The organism is Flavobacterium sp. (assembly GCF_047602195.1).
Classification (GTDB): domain Bacteria; phylum Bacteroidota; class Bacteroidia; order Flavobacteriales; family Flavobacteriaceae; genus Flavobacterium.
Window position 1 is genome coordinate 108575 of the sequence record NZ_JASGHW010000001.1, and the last position, 17123, is coordinate 125697.

Here is a 17123-nt window from a genome sequence, read left to right on the forward strand (position 1 = left end):
GGACGGTTAGCCTCTTTCCTCGACCAAAAACTGTGAGTAATACAAATTCTTGTAATAGCCTTCGGTGCGGTTCAGTAATTCGGCATGCGAACCCTGTTCTACAATCAATCCCTTGTCCATCACGACAATCTTGTCGGCGTTGACAATCGTCGCGAGTCGGTGGGCGATGACAATCGAGGTTCGGCCCTGCGTAATGGTTTCGGTCGCACGCTGGATCAATTCCTCCGAATAGGTGTCGATCGAAGAAGTCGCCTCATCCAAAATCAAGATACTCGGATTGGAAACATAAGCACGCAAAAATGCGATCAATTGGCGCTGGCCTGACGATAACATGACGCCGCGTTCCTTGACGTTGTAATGGTAACCGTTGGGCAAGGTCATGATGAAATCGTGTACGCCGATGCGTTTGGCGGCCGTCACGACATCTTCCATCGTGATGTTTGGGTTGTTGAGCGTGATGTTGTTCAGGATCGTATCGGCAAACAAAAACACATCCTGCAACACCACCGCAATCTGGCGGCGGATCGAACCCAAGGTATATTCGTTGATGTTCTTGCCATCGATGCAAATCGTCCCGGCGTTGATCTCGTAAAAACGGTTGAGCAAGTTGATGATGGTCGATTTCCCGGCGCCTGTCGAACCGACGATTGCCACCGTTTCGCCGGCCTTGACATCGAGCGAAATGCCCTTGATGACTTCCTCGTTTTCGATGTAGGCAAAATGTACGTCTTTAAACTGAATATTACCTTCGAAATCCGGTGCTTCATGCGTTCCCGTATCCTGGATCTGGTCCTGCGTATCGAGAATCTCGAACACGCGGTTGGCCGCAATCATCCCCATCTGCATCTCGTTGAATTTGTCCGCAATCTGGCGCAACGGGTTGAACAACATTCCGATGAACATCGTATAGGAGAACAAATCCCCAAAAGTCGTAAGCGTATCGCCGTGCAAGATGTTGATGCCGCCGTACAAAACGACAAATCCCAAAGTAAACGACGAAATAATATCGGCAATCGGGAAGAAAATCGAGTTGTACAAAATCGTCTTGATCCACGCCTTGTTGTGCTTGGCGTTGATTTCGGCAAACTTTTCGGCCTCGATGTCCTCGCGGTTAAAGAGCTGGACGATTTTCATTCCGGTTACGCGTTCCTGAACAAATGTGTTCATCGCGGCAATCTGCGTACGCACTTCTTCAAAGGCGAGTTGCATTTTCTTTTGGAAAATCCGCGTCACATAAACCAATATCGGCATCGCGATGATCACGATCCAAGTGAGTTTCCAGTTCATGTAGAACATGAAAATGAGCACGACGACCATTTTCATCAAATCGCTGATGATCATGAACAATCCTTGGCTGAAGATGCGCGCAATCGCCTCGATATCCGAAACCGAACGCGTCACCAATTGTCCCACCGGCGCATTGTCGTAATAGCGCATCCTGAAACTGAGCATGTGCCGGAACAATTTGTTGCGGATGTCTTTGATGATGTCCTGCCCCAGCCAATTGGCCCAGAATACAAAGTAAAACTGCGAGAACACCTCGGCGAGCAACACCACGGCCATGAAAATAATGTACATCAAAAGCCCGTGGCTGTCGCGGTTGGTCACATAGTTGTCGATCGTTTCCTTGAGCAGGTACGGCCGCAAGGCCGCAAAAATCGACAGCGAAATCGCAAACGCGATCACGGCATAATAGCGCGATTGATACGGTTTGGTGTATTCGAGGATGCGTTTGAATATTTGGGTGTCGAATGCTTTTGCTTTCACTCGTTAATTTTTATTTGTTTTTTAATGGTCTCGTGCAGTCGCTTCGCTCGTGTCATTTTGGAGTGCCTGAGTTTTTTTCAAGAGCTCTTTCCCGCTTTCCGCTGCAATCTTTTGTTCGTTCCTCACAAAAGGATTTTCGCTGCAATCGGGGCTATGGGCGTCGATATAGTCATAAACGATTTCGGTCAGATACAAACCATGCGCGGGTACCGAAAACCCGGCCTCGCAACGGTCTTTGCTCTCGATGATGCGTTTGACATCGTCGAGCGATTTTTTGCCCAATCCCACATCGATCAACGTCCCGACGATGGCACGTACCATGTTGCGCAGGAAACGGTCGGCGGTGATCTTGAACAGCAGTTTGCCATTGTTCTCAGTCCATTGCGCTTCATAAATCTGGCAGATGAAGGTGCCCACATCGGTTTTGACTTTCGAAAAGCATTCAAAATCGGTGTAGTCGAACAACAAAGCCGCGGCGGCATTCATTTTGGCTACATCGAGCCGGTACAAATACTGGAAACTGAAATCGTTCAGGAACGGATCCTTGAACTGGTGGATGTGGTATTCGTAACTGCGCTTCTTCGCATCGAAACGCGCGTGGGCCTCGTCGTGCACCGCATGCAAATTCTTAATCGCGATGGCTTTGGGCAAGCACGCATTCAATCCGTAGGTAAACTTTCTGGAATCGAGTGTACCGTCGTAATCGAAATGCGCAAACTGTTGGCTGGCGTGAACACCGGCATCGGTACGGCCTGCGCCTACGAGCTGGATTTCGGTGCGCAACACCATCGATAATTTCTGCTCGAGCACGCCCTGTACCGTGACGGCGTCGGGTTGCTTTTGCCAGCCGTGGTAGGCCGCTCCGTTATAGGCGAATTCGATGAAATAGCGCAAGTTGTTTGTGTTTTTGGACGGACAAAGATAGGGATTAAATGGTGTAAGAAAATGTTAATTTGTTTGAAGTACCTGAGTGCCTGAGTAGCTGAGCGCCTCAGTTTTTTTGTTGGGATGAAATGCCTAATTTTACGACGAGCCCTAGCCCTGATAGTAACGAAAATCCTTTTGCGGAGCCTGCGAAGCAAAAGATTGCAGTGGATAGCAGGAAAAAGCTCCTAACAATTAATGGCCAAAGTTTGATTGCTCAGGCACTCAGGCGCTCGGCTACTCAGGCATTCCAATGAAAAAAATCCTGCTGCTTTCCGATACACACAGTCATATAGACGACAGCATCCTCAAATATGTCGCGCAGGCCGATGAGGTTTGGCATGCGGGCGATATCGGTAATTTGCACGTGACCGATACTTTGAAAAACCTCAAACCGTTGCGCGCGGTTTATGGCAATATCGATGACGACAAGGCGCGGTTGGAATTTCCGTTGCACAATCGGTTTAGGTGTGAAGATGTTGATGTTTGGATCACGCACATCGGTGGTTATCCCGGCAAATACAACCCCAATTTGCGTGCAGAATTAATGGCCAATCCGCCGAAACTTTTTATTTGTGGGCATTCGCATATCCTCAAAGTGATGTTTGACAAGAAACACAATCTGTTGCACATGAACCCTGGCGCGGCGGGAATCCACGGTTTCCACCAGGTGCGCACGATGCTGCGTTTTGTGATTGAGGGCGACAAAATCAAAGATTTGGAGATTGTAGAATTGGGCAAGCGCGCCTAAGATTCCAGCGGAATGGTAATGGTGATCGTCGTGCCGTTTCCGGGCTTCGAATCGATGGTGAATTGGCCTTTCATGTTCTTGATCCTTGCGCGGATTTGCGTGAGCCCGAATCCTTCGCTGCTGCGGTTTTTTCCGCCTTCAAACCCTTTTCCGTTGTCTTCGATGGTGATGTGGAGCTGGTTGTTGCTCTCGATCAGCGTCAGGCTTGCCTCATCGGCCTGGCTGTGCTTGAGGATGTTGTTGAGCAGTTCGGTGGTGATGAAATACACCTTCATTTCAAATTCCTCGCTGAAGCGTTTCTTGTCGGGAATATTGCTCGTGTATTCGAATTCGATGAGTGAATTGGAGTTTTTTTCACACAGGTCGCGCAACGCATAGAGCAAACCGAATTTGGCCAACAACGTTGGCAGGAGCTCGTGTGACAAGTCGCGCACCTTGTCGTGGGCTTCTTTCAATATCGCACGGGTTTTGGCGATTTCTTCCGAATTGGCATGCGTGGCCGCAAAAGCAGACAAATGCAATCCGGCCGAGGACAATTGCGCGCTGATGCTGTCGTGGAGTACGCTGGCGATTTTCTTGCGTTCGTTTTCCTGTCCGTCGAGCGTGGCGTTGAGGATGTCCTGCTGGAGTTTGCTTTCGATGTCCTTGAGTTTGTTCTTTTCCTTGAGTCGGGTGTTCTGGTTAAAGAAGTAAAACAGGATGGCGATGACAATCAGCAGGGCGATGACGATGATGAATATTTTTTGTCTTTTCGATTGCAGTTCCTCGAGTTCGGATTGCTTGATTTTGTATTCCGATTCTACTTTCTCGATTTCGTATTTGGTTTCGGCATCCTTGAGTTGGGAATTGATCTTGTCCTCAAAAATCATCGCCGTATTGTCGACATATTTGTTGAGGTATTTGATGGCTTTTTTGTAGTCGCCCATGTTTTCGTAGGCGTAGGACAGGTTGAGGTAACAATCGGTCGCATCGATCGAAGTCGTGTCTTTTGGATTGAGCGCCAGGATTTTCAAATACTGCTGTTCGCCTTTCTTGAGGTCATTGCCCGAAGTCAGGTAATAATACCCGAGGTTCATGTAGCAGGTGATCAGGTAGGCGATTTTATTGTTTTTTTTGGCGTAATAGATCGCGGTGTCGAGGTATTTCTTGCCCAATTCAGATTTGTCGAAACTGAAATGGTATACCGAATAATTGCTGTAACAGCGGTACACTTGGTCATAATTGCCTTTGTTGCGGTGAATGCGCATGATGTTGGTCATGTACATTTTGGCGCTATCTTTTTCCTGTAGAAATACATAATTGTGGAACAATCCCTGCTCCATAAAGGCGACGAGCGTATCGTTTTTGAGCTGCTGGGCAATTTTTTCACCCTGCTTGAAATAGCGCAATGATTTCTTTCGGTTCAACGAGAATTGGAAATTTTTGCCGATTTCGTTCAGGATCAAGACCTGTTCAAAGGCAAGTTTCTGCTTTTCGGCGATCTTGAGTGTGGCAAAGAGGAGGTTGATCGATTTCTCGGAGTCGTTGAATTTGATGTAGATGCGCGCGGTCTTGATGTTGTTGATGCACAGCGCTTTGTAGTTTTTGGATTTGCGCAATTCGGTTTCCCGCCGGATGCCGTATTTGAGTGCCTTGGATTCTTGTTTTTGGTTGATGTAGATATCAATGGAATCAGTTTCAGTATTTGTCGCAAAAACACTGAAACTGACTACAAAAAGAAATAATAATGTGTATGTCCTTCTTAACAATTGTCGACTCTCATTTTTGGCCGTGTCGAAACGATGCCGCTCACGATTTGAACAAAATTGGCATCAAGGATGTCATCGATCGCATCCATGGTGGTGGAGCAGGGCATCCAAATATTGGACGGTTTGGTACAACCGGGGTTGAGCTGCACGGTAATGTTGTAGTATTTGCTGACGGTTGTTACCACAAAATTGCAGTTGTCAGGGATTTTAAAATCGACTTGAAAATTCGGGTACGTAAGGACTTTCACCCCATAATCTTTTACTAGAGCCATAATATGTTTGTTTAGTGGTTAATTAAATTGTGCTTGAGTGCGAATTTGACCAGACCGATCGTATTTTTCACATTGAGTTTTTTGACCAAATTCTTGCGGTGGGTTTCTACCGTATTGGTACTGATCGACAATTCTTCGCTGATTTCCTTGCCGCTGTATTCGAGCGAAATGAGTTTGATGATTTCGAGTTCGCGTTCGGTCAGCGAAATATTGGAGGTTTCCGAATTGGGTTTGATGTTGGTCTTGGTGAACGAATTGAAGATTTTATCGCGGACGGTCTTGCAGAAATATTCCTCGCCGTTCTCGACCGAGTGGATCGCCTCGATGATGTTTTCGCCGGCACATTGCTTGGTCAGGTAACCGCGCGCGCCTAACTTCATCACTTCCTTGATCAGTTTGAGGTCGTCGTAGCTCGAAAGGATGATGACCTTGAAAGGGAATTCGGTTCCCGATAAATCTTTGAGGACTTCGATGCCGTCTTTTTCGGGCATGTTGATGTCCATGACCAGGATGTCGGCTTTGTTTTTGGTGGCCTGTTCGATGACGTTTTTTCCATTCAGGGAAAACCCGGTCACCTCAAAATCCTTGTTGGTATTGAGTACGGCCTGCATCCCATCAATCAATACCTGGTGGTCGTCGGCAAGATAGATACGTGTTTTCTTTTTATTCATTATGTCTGGCGCTAACTGTTTTCCAAAGTTAGCACAATAATTATTACGAATTGCTCACTAAAATTGGTGATTTTTTTGTCCTCACTAAATTTAGTGATGGGACAATAAAAAACCCGGAGGTGATCCGGGTTTCTTTCGCACTAAAATAAACTAAGTTTATAGGTTTATCTCAACCGATCCACAGATTTTACGAGATCCTCATCCTTCTTGATGGCTTTGTTGGCCAGCACTAGGAAAACGATAGAAACAATAGGGAGGAACATCCCAATGCCTTTCTCTGAAACCTTGACGGCTTCTCCAGACAAGTTTAGCGATCGGTAAACAAATAATCCTAATAAAATTAAATTTAATATGATGTTCAGCCTGCCAATGACAAACTGATGTTGACGTTTCTTATACGACAAAATGGCGAGCAATGACATCGCACAGCTCAAGCCGAACAACGCGGCATATACCTGGCTTTGCATGAAATAAAACGGTTGGCTTCCCTCCAAGGTCCACAATGGGAAAAAGAAAGGCAGTATTGCAATGGTGATCATTGCAAGCAGCAAATAAACCGTTTGAATTCTTTGGATCATGCTTTTGTAATTGCCCAGCAAAAATATATTTTCTTTTTGATAAATACTATTGCATGGTAAATTTTTATTCGTAATATTGCAGTACCAATCCGTAAGTACCTCATTTTACGGTTCGTCCTAAAAAGCTATACCACCACTCACATTTTATTAGTATTCCCATATCAATTAAATTCAAATAACATTCATGTTTGATATTTCTGTATTAAAAGAAATGAAGCTTTCTGAGCTTCAGGATATTGCCAAATTGGCCAAAACCATCAAGTTTGCCGGTGTTAAAAAAGAAGCCTTGATCGAACTGATTCTCAAGCACCAGGCAGCCACATCAGAACAAAATCAAGCGCCAGCTCCGCAAGCCACAGCCAAGACTGAAAAGAAGGAGATCAGCCGAACCACAGGCGAACTGGCCGAAGGCACACAAGGCAAACCCAAAAGAGCCCGCATCGGGGCCGACAAAAAAAACCAACCCAGCCCAGCACAGACACTTTTTCCTGAAGCAGAAATAACCACGGAAACCCCAAAAGTTGCGGCAACCGAAACAGAATCGGCAGCAACTCCCAATAAAAGAGGCCCAAAAGGCAAACAAGCCAAATTTCAAAAAGCCGATTACGACAAAAAGAACATTGCCCCACAGCCTGCTGCCGAAGTCAATGAACCAGAAGCAGAACAACTTCCTACAACAGAAAATCCTGTAACTGAAACCCCAGAAAATCCACAGGAACGCAAAAATAACCCCAACCAACAACACAAGAAGCACCAAAACCAAAACCAGAATGGAACCCGGGGCGGAGCCGAACGGAACGAAGCCAATGGCAACGGCAACCAAAATGGGAATGGGAACGGGAATCAAAATCCAAACTTCAAGAATAAGAAAAACAATAATTTCCGCGATGCCGATTATGAATTCGACGGCATCATCGAAAGCGAAGGCGTACTCGAAATGATGCCCGACGGCTATGGTTTCCTGCGTTCTTCCGATTACAATTATTTGGCTTCGCCCGATGATATTTATTTGTCGACCTCGCAAATCCGCCTGTTCGGACTCAAAACGGGCGATACCGTAAAAGGCGTGGTGCGTCCGCCGAAGGAAGGCGAAAAATTCTTCCCTTTGGTGCGCGTGCTCAAAATCAACGGCCACGACCCGCAAGTCGTGCGCGACCGCGTCTCTTTCGAGCATTTGACGCCGGTATTTCCACAAGAAAAATTCAAGATCGCCGAAAAGGGAAGTTCGATTTCCACGCGCATCATCGATTTGTTTTCCCCCATTGGTAAGGGACAGCGCGGTATGATTGTCGCGCAGCCGAAAACAGGTAAAACGATGCTCCTGAAAGACATTGCCAACGCGATTGCCGCAAACCATCCAGAGGTTTATTTGCTGGTGTTGCTCATCGACGAACGTCCCGAGGAGGTGACCGATATGCAGCGCAGCGTCAGGGGAGAAGTGATTGCTTCGACTTTCGACCGCGAGCCGCAGGAGCATGTCAAGATTGCGAACATCGTACTGGAAAAAGCCAAGCGTTTGGTGGAATGCGGACACGATGTAGTGATTTTGCTCGATTCGATTACCCGTTTGGCCCGTGCCTATAACACCGTACAGCCCGCTTCAGGAAAAGTGCTTTCCGGTGGGGTCGATGCCAATGCGTTGCAGAAGCCGAAACGTTTCTTCGGTGCGGCGCGTAATGTAGAAAACGGCGGATCTTTGAGTATCATCGCGACGGCCTTGACCGAAACCGGTTCTAAAATGGACGAAGTGATTTTCGAGGAATTCAAGGGAACGGGCAACATGGAATTGCAACTCGATAGAAAAATCGCAAACAAACGTATTTTCCCTGCCATCGACCTGACTTCTTCAAGTACACGCCGCGACGATTTGCTGTTGCCGAAAGACGTCATCCAACGCATGTGGATCATGCGCAAATATTTGGCCGACATGAATCCGGTCGAGGCGATGGATTTCATCAACGACCGTTTCAGCAAAACACGCAACAATGAAGAATTCCTGATTTCGATGAATGACTAAAAAGTGCCTGAGTCAAAAGGTTTGTAAATAAAAAGTCCCGTAGCGATACGGGACTTTTCTTTTATAGTGGTAAGATGAATTAATTCACGATTACTTTCTTGGTCGTCGATTGGTTCCCCGATTGGAGACGCGCCAAGTACAGACCTTGTGGCAAATTGTCAATGGTGTACACGTGGTTTTCTGCCGTAGGATTGACAAACTGACGAACGATCTGTCCATTGAGGTTGATGATTTCGATCGATTCCAAAGTGGCTTCAGAAGCAATGTTGACGCGGTTGTCGTTGGTTGGGTTCGGATACACCGAAGTGCCTGCGAAAATATCAAACGAATCGGTGGCCAGGAAAATGTTTGGCCAACGGTTTTCCGCTACCGGTCCACCCCAAATGACTGTCGCCAAATACGGATTGTCGATGAATGGGTTTCTGTTCCCTTGCCCATAGGCATTGTTGGCATTGCCCAGATACGTATTTCTTTGGTCCTCATAGGCAGAAACCGGATCTTCGGCATTCCATTGCAAAAACAAATCAATCATGTTTGCATCGGTAGCGGTTGTGACTCCGTTTCCGACATTTTTAGGTAAACAACGGTTGCCATAACGCAAATACATGTACATCATCATGCGCGCGATATCGCCTTTCCACTCATCGCCCGGATACCAGGTCGATGAAGTCACGTCGTGTGAGTTTCCGGTGCCAGCGGCAAATTTCTCGCTGCCACGGTCGCCGTTTCTTTGCACATCCGAAGCACGCAAGTGGTGTGCATCGGCACCAGGACCGCTTTCGCCCAAATCTGGCGTGCCCAATGATTTGGCATAGGTGTGTTCGCGGTTCCATTGGCAGCTTGCCCCGGCTCCGTCGCTGTTTTTGTTTCTTCTTCTGTGGTCGTTGTCGTCGGCAGTACTGGCCGGACAGATGTTGTTGCTGAACCCGTAGATCAACAAGACATTGTTGTTGGAGGCGTCCGTCGGGTCAAGGTCTACAATTTTAAGCGCGTTTTCGGCTTCTTGATACGACAGGGTGTTGGTGTGCGTCGACGTAATTTTGGTCGCCAACGCTGCCTTCAACGTCATCCCGGTCTGTGACCAGTTGAATCCGTTGTAGTAAGGAGTGGCTGGTGCGCCCGCTTGGGCAAAAATAAACCCCGTGGTAAAAAGGGTTACAAGGGTAAAGAATTTGTTCATATATAAAAATTTCGGCGGACAAAGTTATAGGGTTTATTTGATTATCAGCAAACTTTAACTTTTTTACACAAAAAAAACCTTCCGGTTTGGAAGGTTTGCCTTTATATTTAGGGTACGGTAATTAATTGACGATCAGTTTTTTTGTAGTCGATTGTTTGTCGCTTGCCAGTTTCAGGAGGTACAATCCTTGCGGCAGGTTTTCGAGTGTATAGGTGCCGCTGACCGCAACCGGATTTTGTTCGTCGCGGATGAGTTGTCCGGTCACCGAAATCAATTGGATCGAAGTCAGGTTGATTGCGCCGCTGATATTGATTTTGTGGTCTACCGTTGGATTTGGATAAACGGAAACCGAAGCCATCGCATCGAAATTTTCCGTTGCCAAAGGCAATCCCCAAACCAGCGTCACATAATTGTTGTTGTCGATGTACGGATTTCTGTTGCCTTGGAAATTGTAGATTGCGTTGTTGAAAGCGATTTCTTTCGGGCTCACCGGATCCATCTGGTTCCAGGTCAACAGGATGTTCAGGAAGGTATCCGAGAACACTTTGTTGTTCGAGCCGTCGAACATCGCCGTTACCTCCGGTCCGTTTGGATCGGCTACGGCCGCGGTGTAGAAACCGGCCATTTGCGTTTCATATCTGGTGGCAAAATAAAAGAAACTTCGGGCAATGTCACCCTTGAATTCATCGATCGGTTCGAATACGATTCCGGAAAACCCGGCCGCATAACCCGAATTCATGTTGGCGCCTTTCTTGGAGCCGTTTTGGCTGTTGCAAGGCGTGTTCGTCGCGCCGTTGTTGCACGGATTGGTCGCAACATTTCCGACATCGCCAAAGGCAAGGTTGTTTCTCCAGCCATTGACTTTTCCGTCCGAAGGAACCACATGGTGCGCATCCGAATACATCGGCATGGCCGAACTGAAATACGATTGCGGGATCAAATGTTCTTTGTTGTAACAATCGCCCTCGGCGCTGTAATTGCCACATTGCTGTCCGGTGCCGGTATAGTTGTACGGATCGCTTCCGGTCGGATTTTCCGAATAGATGTCGAGCAGTGAATTGTCGTTCTCATACCAGTGGTCACGCAGTTGGCTGTTGTACAGATTCCACAAACCGGTCGTGTACGATTGCGGATTGTGCCCGTTGGTGATGATGTTTTTGAGCTGGGTCTTGAGCGTGTAACCCGTTCCGGTTGCGCTGTTGTAATAGCCGGCAGGCGGTTGGGCAAAACCGATCAAGGCCGTTAACAGCAAAGCCAAAGTGTATATTTTTCTCATGATTTTTCGATTAAGCTTTTCGTTCCAATTGCGCCATGTAAAATCCATCAAATCCTGATTCGGAAGCCAGGATCTTCGTTTCTTTGACAAAGGTAAAGTTTTTGCCGCTTTCGGTCGTTAAGAAACGCTTAATTTGTTCCTGGTTTTCAGACGGCAAGACCGAGCAGGTCGCGTAAACCAATTTGCCGCCCGGCTTGACAATCTTGGAATAATTTTCCAAAACCTCGGCCTGCACCTGGCGGATGTTATCGATGAATTCCGGCTGCAGTTTCCATTTGGCATCCGGGTTTCTTTTCAAAACGCCAAGTCCGCTGCAAGGGGCGTCGATCAAGACGCGATCGGCTTTCTCGTGTAATTTTTTGATGACCTTGGTCGAATCGATGATGCGGTATTCGATGTTGAATGCCGAATTTCTTTTCGCCCGCAATTTGAGTTGCTTGAGTTTGCTTTCGTACAAATCCATCGCGATGAGCTGGCCTTTGTTTTCCATCAGTGAAGCGATGTGCAGCGTTTTTCCGCCCGCACCCGCACAGGTGTCGACCACGCGCATGCCAGGCTGGACGTCGAGGTAGTAAGCGACCAATTGCGAGCTTGCGTCCTGCACTTCAAACAAACCTTGCTTAAACGCATCGGTCAGGAACACGTTGGCGCGTTCTTTCAATACGAGCGCATCGGGTTGGTCCTTGAGGAATTCGGTCTCGATATTCTGGTCCATCAGGATGGCGCGCAGTTTTTCCTTGGTCGTCTTGAGCGTGTTGACGCGCAATACCACTTTGGCGGGTTGGTTTTGTGCCGCAATTTCAGTGGCCCAGACCTTTTCGCCCAGTTCTTTTACACCGAGTTCGTCCATCCAGTCGGGAATCGATTCCTTGACCGCACGGATTTTGGACAACTCGTCGAAACGACCCTTGATTTTTCTTTCGGGCGTACCTTCGAGTTGGCGCCAATCGGGGATGGTGTAACCGCGCAATACGGCCCAAACGGCAAATAAACGCCACAGATCGTCGCGGTCAAACGGTTCTTTGACATTGGCGATTTCGGCGTACAATCTTTTCCAGCGGACGATTTCATAGATGGTTTCGGCGACGAATTTGCGGTCGGAACTTCCCCAACGTTTGTCTTTTTTTAAGGCGCGGGCGACCACTTTGTCGGCATATTCTCCTTCGTTGAAAATGGCGTTGAGCGAGTCGATCGTCGTGTAAACTAAATTTCGGTGTAATCTCATTTATCGGTAAATTGAGCTGCAAAGTTAAGGTTAAATGCTGAATGTTGGCACAATCGCTTTCGGCATAAAAAAACACTGCCGTGACAGTGTTCGTGTTTTATTCGATTCTGGTCAGGCCGATTTTTTCCGGTGGATGTAGTACCATCGGGAATTTTTCTATTTTGACAGAAGAACTGTCGAGGCCGAACGCTTTTTCTTCGGACAAACTCAGTTTCTTGATCATGAAATAGGTGTTCATGATGATCTTTTCGTCCCAACGCAAATCACTGTCATTCGAAAGGAATTTCTCCGAAAGTACAAATTTGAAGTCGCCGATGATGTTGTTCTTGCTCAGGGATTCGTAACGGCTCGTGACGTCCACCTCGCCATTTTTGACCATGTCGCGCAATACTTCCTTGAACATCAAATTGATTTTGGTCGGTTCGCGGAAACCGAGGTTGAAGTCGATCCGGAACAAATCGTCCTTGACAATTTCGGTGACCTTGTATTCGGTTTTGTACGGTTCGCTGAGAATATTGACGTGAACGAACCAATAGATATCGGCGCGTTTCGGCCGTTTCTGCAAGATCGAGAACATTACTTTTTCCTCAATCTCATCGATGCGGTTGGCATTGGTCATGTAGACCAGATGCGTGGCGTATTTCGGGATTGAAAGGTCGACGCTGAGTTCGGCGAGAACTTTCTTGTATTCGGCGATCTTGACGAATTTGGTGTAGTTCTTACTGATTTTTTTGGCGCGGAACCAAGTCGCCATGATTCCAATAAGGACACCGGAAATGATTAGGGAAACGTAGCCACCGTGTGGGAATTTGTCCAGGTTGGCCACCAAAAAACTGCCTTCAATGGCAAGATAAATCGCAATGATGGGCGAAAATACATACCAAGGGACCCGTTTCATGATCAAATAATAGTTGAGCAAAAAGGTGGTCATGATCATGCACAGTACAATGGCGAGCCCATAAGCGGCCTCCATGTTGCTCGATTCCCTGAAATGCAAAACTACGCCAATACAACCCAAAAGCAGAAGCCAGTTGATCGATGGGATGTACAATTGTCCTTTGAGGTCGGTTGGGTATTTGATTTTGACTTTTGGCCAGAAATTGAGACGCATGGCTTCATTGATCAATGTGAATGAGCCTGTAATCAACGCTTGGGAGGCAATGACTGCGGCGATTGTCGCGATGACGATTCCGAAAGGCTTGAACCAATCGGCCATGACCAGATAGAATGGATTGGCAAATTCACCACCCAGACTTTGAAGCGTTTCCCCTTCGTGCTGAATTAAATAGGCAGCCTGTCCGAAATAATTCAAAACTAGAGTTGCCTTGACAAAAATCCAACTGATACGGATGTTTTTTCGACCGCAGTGTCCCATGTCTGAATACAGTGCTTCGGCTCCGGTCGTACAAAGGAAAACGAAACCGAGGACGTAAAAACCATCGGGATGAATCGATAACAAGTGATAGGCATAATAAGGATTGATTGCCTTGAGGACTTCCCAATGATTGGTAATCTGCATCATGCCTAAAGTTCCCAACATCGCAAACCAGATCAGCATCATTGGCGCGAAAAACTTACCGACTAACTTGGTGCCGAACTGTTGGATAGTGAATAGTGCAACTAAAATGCCAATCACAATTGGGACTGTATTCAAGTCGGGATAAAAGGTGCGGACGCCCTCGACCGCAGAGGAAACGGAGATAGGCGGCGTGATAATTCCGTCTGCTAGCAGGGCACTGCCCCCAATGATTGCAGGAATGATTAGCCATTTGACTTTCGTTCGTTTGACGAGCGCATAGAGTGCGAAAATCCCACCTTCACCATGGTTGTCGGCACTGAGCGTAATGATAACGTATTTGATGGTTGTTTGAAGCGTGAGTGTCCAAAAAATACACGATATGCCACCGAGGACGATATTGGCGTCGATGGCATGGGCTCCAACGATGGCCTTCATTACATAGAGCGGGGAGGTACCGATATCACCGTAAATAATTCCTAAAGTAATTAATAATCCTGCAAAGGTCAATTTACTGTGTAAACCGCGATGAGCACTCATAGTGTGTGTTATAAAGGCTACAAAGTTATGATTATTAAATAGATTAACGATAACTGGGCTTGTTTTTTTTATGATGGGAAATTACGCACAATAAAAAAGCACTATCGGTAAAATAGTGCTTTTGGATGATATAATAGAGAGCGGGTTATCGTCTTGACTCAGAGCCTCTTTGGTTGCCGTTCTGACGATTGGCGGCCATTTGGGAACCCCTGTCGTTATTGCCCCTTGGTGCTTCCATACGGCTTTGGCGTTGTGGGGCTGCTTCTGCACGGCTCATCCGGTTTTCACGTGGCGCCGATTGGGCTCGGGTATCGTTGCCGCGCGGTGTGGCGTCGCCCATACGGATGCTTGCGTTTTCCCTCGGTGCGGATTGGCCCCTGACGTTTCCATTTGCCCGGGGAGTATTGTCACGGGGTGCCCCGATATTGCTGTTGCCTCTTGTTGGGGCGACGGTGCCTTCGTTTCTGATGCTGCCATGGTTTCTAACCGGTGCATTGTCATTGGATCTTACCGAACCGTTATTTTTAATTGGAGTTTCACCTCTGACAGCCCCATTGTTTCTGACCGGGGTGTTGTTTTCATTTCGTACCGCTCCATTGTTTCTGACCGGTGCGTCATTGCCCCTTACGCTATTGCCTTTGATGCCTTGGTTTCTTGGCGTGCTGGCGGCAACACCATTTCTGACACTTACATCCCTAAGATTTCTTTTTTGATCCAATTCGTATCGGTTGGCGACATTGTTGTGGCGGTTCTGGAACGAACGGTTCGGGTATTGATTGGCATAACTATCCGATCTTCGGGTGCTGTACAGGGCAACGGCGCGATCGCTTCTTCTCACATTCACATAATTGTAATGGTTGTGTACGTTGATGTGGACATGGACATTTCTTCTGTACCTAAATACCGGATAAGGGTGCCATGCGGTGTAATAAGTCGGGTAATATCCCCAATACCAACCCGAACAATACGGACGGTAATGGGTAACCCAAAACGAAGTATAAATGACCGGAGGCTGTACATAAACGGGTTCATAAATGTAATTCGGGCCATACATGTACACGTTTCCGACTACTTGGATCTGAACATTGTTGCGCGCATCTCTTTCCACTTCAATTGTCGCAACGTCTTGAAACAAATCACGTCCCAAAACCGATTGCAGCACAATGAGGTGGGTGTAACCATCAACGGTTTCAATCACGCGAAGATAATCGACACGGTTGTCGTTGTTCAAGTCAAGGTTGGAAATCTGCAGGTCCGGGTCGTTGAGTCTTCTTTCGAAATCTTCAAGGTTGGCCGCTTCACCGAAAATAGAGGCAACCGCCCTGAGGTCGAGGTTGTCGCTGATTTCGGCACTCGCCGCATTTACCGTTGTCACGTCTTGTGCCAATGCCGTAAAGGCGGTTACCGTTGCAAACAGGGTTGATACTATCGTTTTCATGGTTTAAAGATTTAAATTAGATGCAATCGGTTTTTGTGGTTGGCGATTACGTTTTCGGAATTTCCAATTACTGTGCCAAGAACCGAAAGGAATGCTTGGAGCGATTGTTAATAATATGTAAATTTGATTTAAATACCTGACTTTTATGAGGCATATGTTTAGCGGATTGCTACTTTTTTTATTCACTTCCAATTCTTTGCTCCAAGCACAAACCATTCAACTCGATACTTTACTCCGGGATAAAATCAGTATCCGGGCCATTGCCATCGACCAGGGCAAGATTTGGTATGCAGGCGACAAAGGCCGATTCGGATCCATCCATCTAAAAGACCGATCCAAAAACGAACACCACATCACTAAAGACACATTCGACATCGAATTCAGGAGTTTGGCGCAAACCCATTCCGATGTATTGGTTGCCAATGTCGGCAATCCGGCATTGCTCTATAAAATTTCCAAAGAGGACGCCCGATGCCAACTCGTCTATCAGGAAAAGCACGAAAAAGTATTTTACGACAGCATGCAATTCTGGAACGACCGGGAAGGAATAGCCATTGGCGACCCGACCGAAAATTGTTTCTCGGTCCTACTCACCAAAGACGGCGGCCAAACTTGGCACAAACAATCCTGCCAAAACTTACCCGCATTGTCCGAAGGCGAAGCGGCATTTGCGGCCAGCAACACCAATATTGTTGTCAAAGGCAGCAAGACCTGGATTGTTTCGGGCGGCGTGAAATCGCGGGTGTTTTTTTCGACCGATAAAGGGAAAACCTGGACCGTTGCCGAAACGCCGATTGTGCAAGGCAAAGCCATGACCGGTATTTTTACCGCCGATTTTTACGACGAGCGAAACGGCATCATAGCCGGTGGCGATTACGAAATCCAAGACCAGAATTTTTCCAATAAAGCGATTACCAATGACGGCGGCAAAACCTGGAAACCAATTGCCGAAAACCAAGGTTTCGGCTATGCTTCCTGCATTCAGTACGTGCCCAAAAGCAAAGGCCAGGAATTGATGTGTGTGGGCGGAACCGGCATCTGGTATTCCTCAGATGGTGCCCAAACCTGGAAGAAACTGTCCGATGCCAAAGATCTATACACCTTGCGATTTGCGGATGAACATACGGCGATAGCGGCGGGCAGGGGCAAAATCGTCCGCATTAAAATTCAAAAATAAAACCGGCTTTTACACCGGTTCTATTTCAATTAAGTAAGTAATA

At 47.1% G+C, this 17123-nt stretch carries 14 protein-coding genes; 3 read left to right on the top strand and 11 right to left on the bottom strand.

Features of this window, described 5'->3' with window-relative positions:
- Positions 1 to 6: 6 nt before the first annotated feature.
- Both QM717_RS00620 and truA read right to left on the bottom strand, forming a co-directional pair.
- On the bottom strand, positions 7 to 1767 hold the full coding sequence (locus tag QM717_RS00620; RefSeq protein ID WP_415033790.1) for an ABC transporter ATP-binding protein: 1761 nt from the start codon (positions 1765 to 1767) through the stop codon (positions 7 to 9).
- A gap of 21 nt (positions 1768 to 1788) precedes the next feature.
- Positions 1789 to 2661 carry a tRNA pseudouridine(38-40) synthase TruA gene (gene truA / locus QM717_RS00625; protein ID WP_415033792.1) on the bottom strand — a complete coding sequence of 291 codons (873 nt, stop codon included), beginning with the start codon at positions 2659 to 2661 and terminating at the stop codon, positions 1789 to 1791.
- A gap of 283 nt (positions 2662 to 2944) precedes the next feature.
- Between truA and QM717_RS00630 the strand changes: the two genes are divergently transcribed.
- Positions 2945 to 3442 (top strand): metallophosphoesterase family protein, encoded by a 498-nt coding sequence (locus QM717_RS00630; protein WP_415033794.1) that lies wholly within the window; start codon positions 2945 to 2947, stop codon positions 3440 to 3442.
- On the opposite strand, the gene QM717_RS00635 is transcribed toward QM717_RS00630, so the two are convergent.
- From QM717_RS00635 to QM717_RS00650, 4 genes are all read right to left on the bottom strand, one after another.
- Positions 3439 to 5190, bottom strand: a complete 1752-nt coding sequence (locus QM717_RS00635; RefSeq protein WP_415033796.1) for an ATP-binding protein — start codon at positions 5188 to 5190, stop codon at positions 3439 to 3441. The two genes, QM717_RS00630 and QM717_RS00635, sit on opposite strands and share 4 nt — an antisense overlap.
- Positions 5184 to 5462: a hypothetical protein gene (locus tag QM717_RS00640; protein WP_415033798.1), complete on the bottom strand. Its 279-nt coding sequence runs from the start codon at positions 5460 to 5462 to the stop codon at positions 5184 to 5186. Before QM717_RS00640 ends, QM717_RS00635 begins: the two co-directional genes overlap by 7 nt.
- A gap of 11 nt (positions 5463 to 5473) precedes the next feature.
- Positions 5474 to 6133, bottom strand: a complete 660-nt coding sequence (locus QM717_RS00645; RefSeq protein WP_415033800.1) for a response regulator — start codon at positions 6131 to 6133, stop codon at positions 5474 to 5476.
- A gap of 164 nt (positions 6134 to 6297) precedes the next feature.
- Complete coding sequence (locus QM717_RS00650; RefSeq protein WP_415033802.1) at positions 6298 to 6711, bottom strand: DUF4293 domain-containing protein; 414 nt, start codon at positions 6709 to 6711, stop codon at positions 6298 to 6300.
- A 184-nt stretch (positions 6712 to 6895) separates the two neighbouring features.
- Here QM717_RS00650 and rho point away from each other — a divergent pair, with 184 nt between their 5' ends.
- Entirely contained in the window at positions 6896 to 8728 is a 1833-nt protein-coding gene (gene rho / locus QM717_RS00655; protein WP_415033804.1) for a transcription termination factor Rho, read from the top strand.
- Positions 8729 to 8807: 79 nt separating this feature from the next.
- Here the strand turns inward: rho and QM717_RS00660 are convergent, their stop codons facing one another.
- The 5 genes from QM717_RS00660 to QM717_RS00680 all read right to left on the bottom strand — a co-directional run bounded on the left by QM717_RS00660 (position 8808) and on the right by QM717_RS00680 (position 15903).
- Positions 8808 to 9908, bottom strand: coding sequence for an endonuclease (locus QM717_RS00660; RefSeq protein WP_415033806.1), 1101 nt, complete (start codon positions 9906 to 9908; stop codon positions 8808 to 8810).
- 121 nt (positions 9909 to 10029) lie between these two features.
- Positions 10030 to 11184, bottom strand: coding sequence for an endonuclease (locus tag QM717_RS00665; RefSeq protein ID WP_415033808.1), 1155 nt, complete (start codon positions 11182 to 11184; stop codon positions 10030 to 10032).
- A 10-nt stretch (positions 11185 to 11194) separates the two neighbouring features.
- Entirely contained in the window at positions 11195 to 12409 is a 1215-nt protein-coding gene (locus QM717_RS00670; protein ID WP_415033810.1) for an RsmB/NOP family class I SAM-dependent RNA methyltransferase, read from the bottom strand.
- Between the two features lie 97 nt (positions 12410 to 12506).
- Positions 12507 to 14465 (bottom strand): KUP/HAK/KT family potassium transporter, encoded by a 1959-nt coding sequence (locus QM717_RS00675; RefSeq protein ID WP_415033812.1) that lies wholly within the window; start codon positions 14463 to 14465, stop codon positions 12507 to 12509.
- A 145-nt stretch (positions 14466 to 14610) separates the two neighbouring features.
- Positions 14611 to 15903 (bottom strand): hypothetical protein, encoded by a 1293-nt coding sequence (locus tag QM717_RS00680; protein ID WP_415033814.1) that lies wholly within the window; start codon positions 15901 to 15903, stop codon positions 14611 to 14613.
- A gap of 145 nt (positions 15904 to 16048) precedes the next feature.
- On the opposite strand from QM717_RS00680, the gene QM717_RS00685 reads away from it, so the two are divergent.
- Entirely contained in the window at positions 16049 to 17080 is a 1032-nt protein-coding gene (locus tag QM717_RS00685) for a WD40/YVTN/BNR-like repeat-containing protein (RefSeq protein ID WP_415033816.1), read from the top strand.
- Positions 17081 to 17123: the final 43 nt, after the last annotated feature.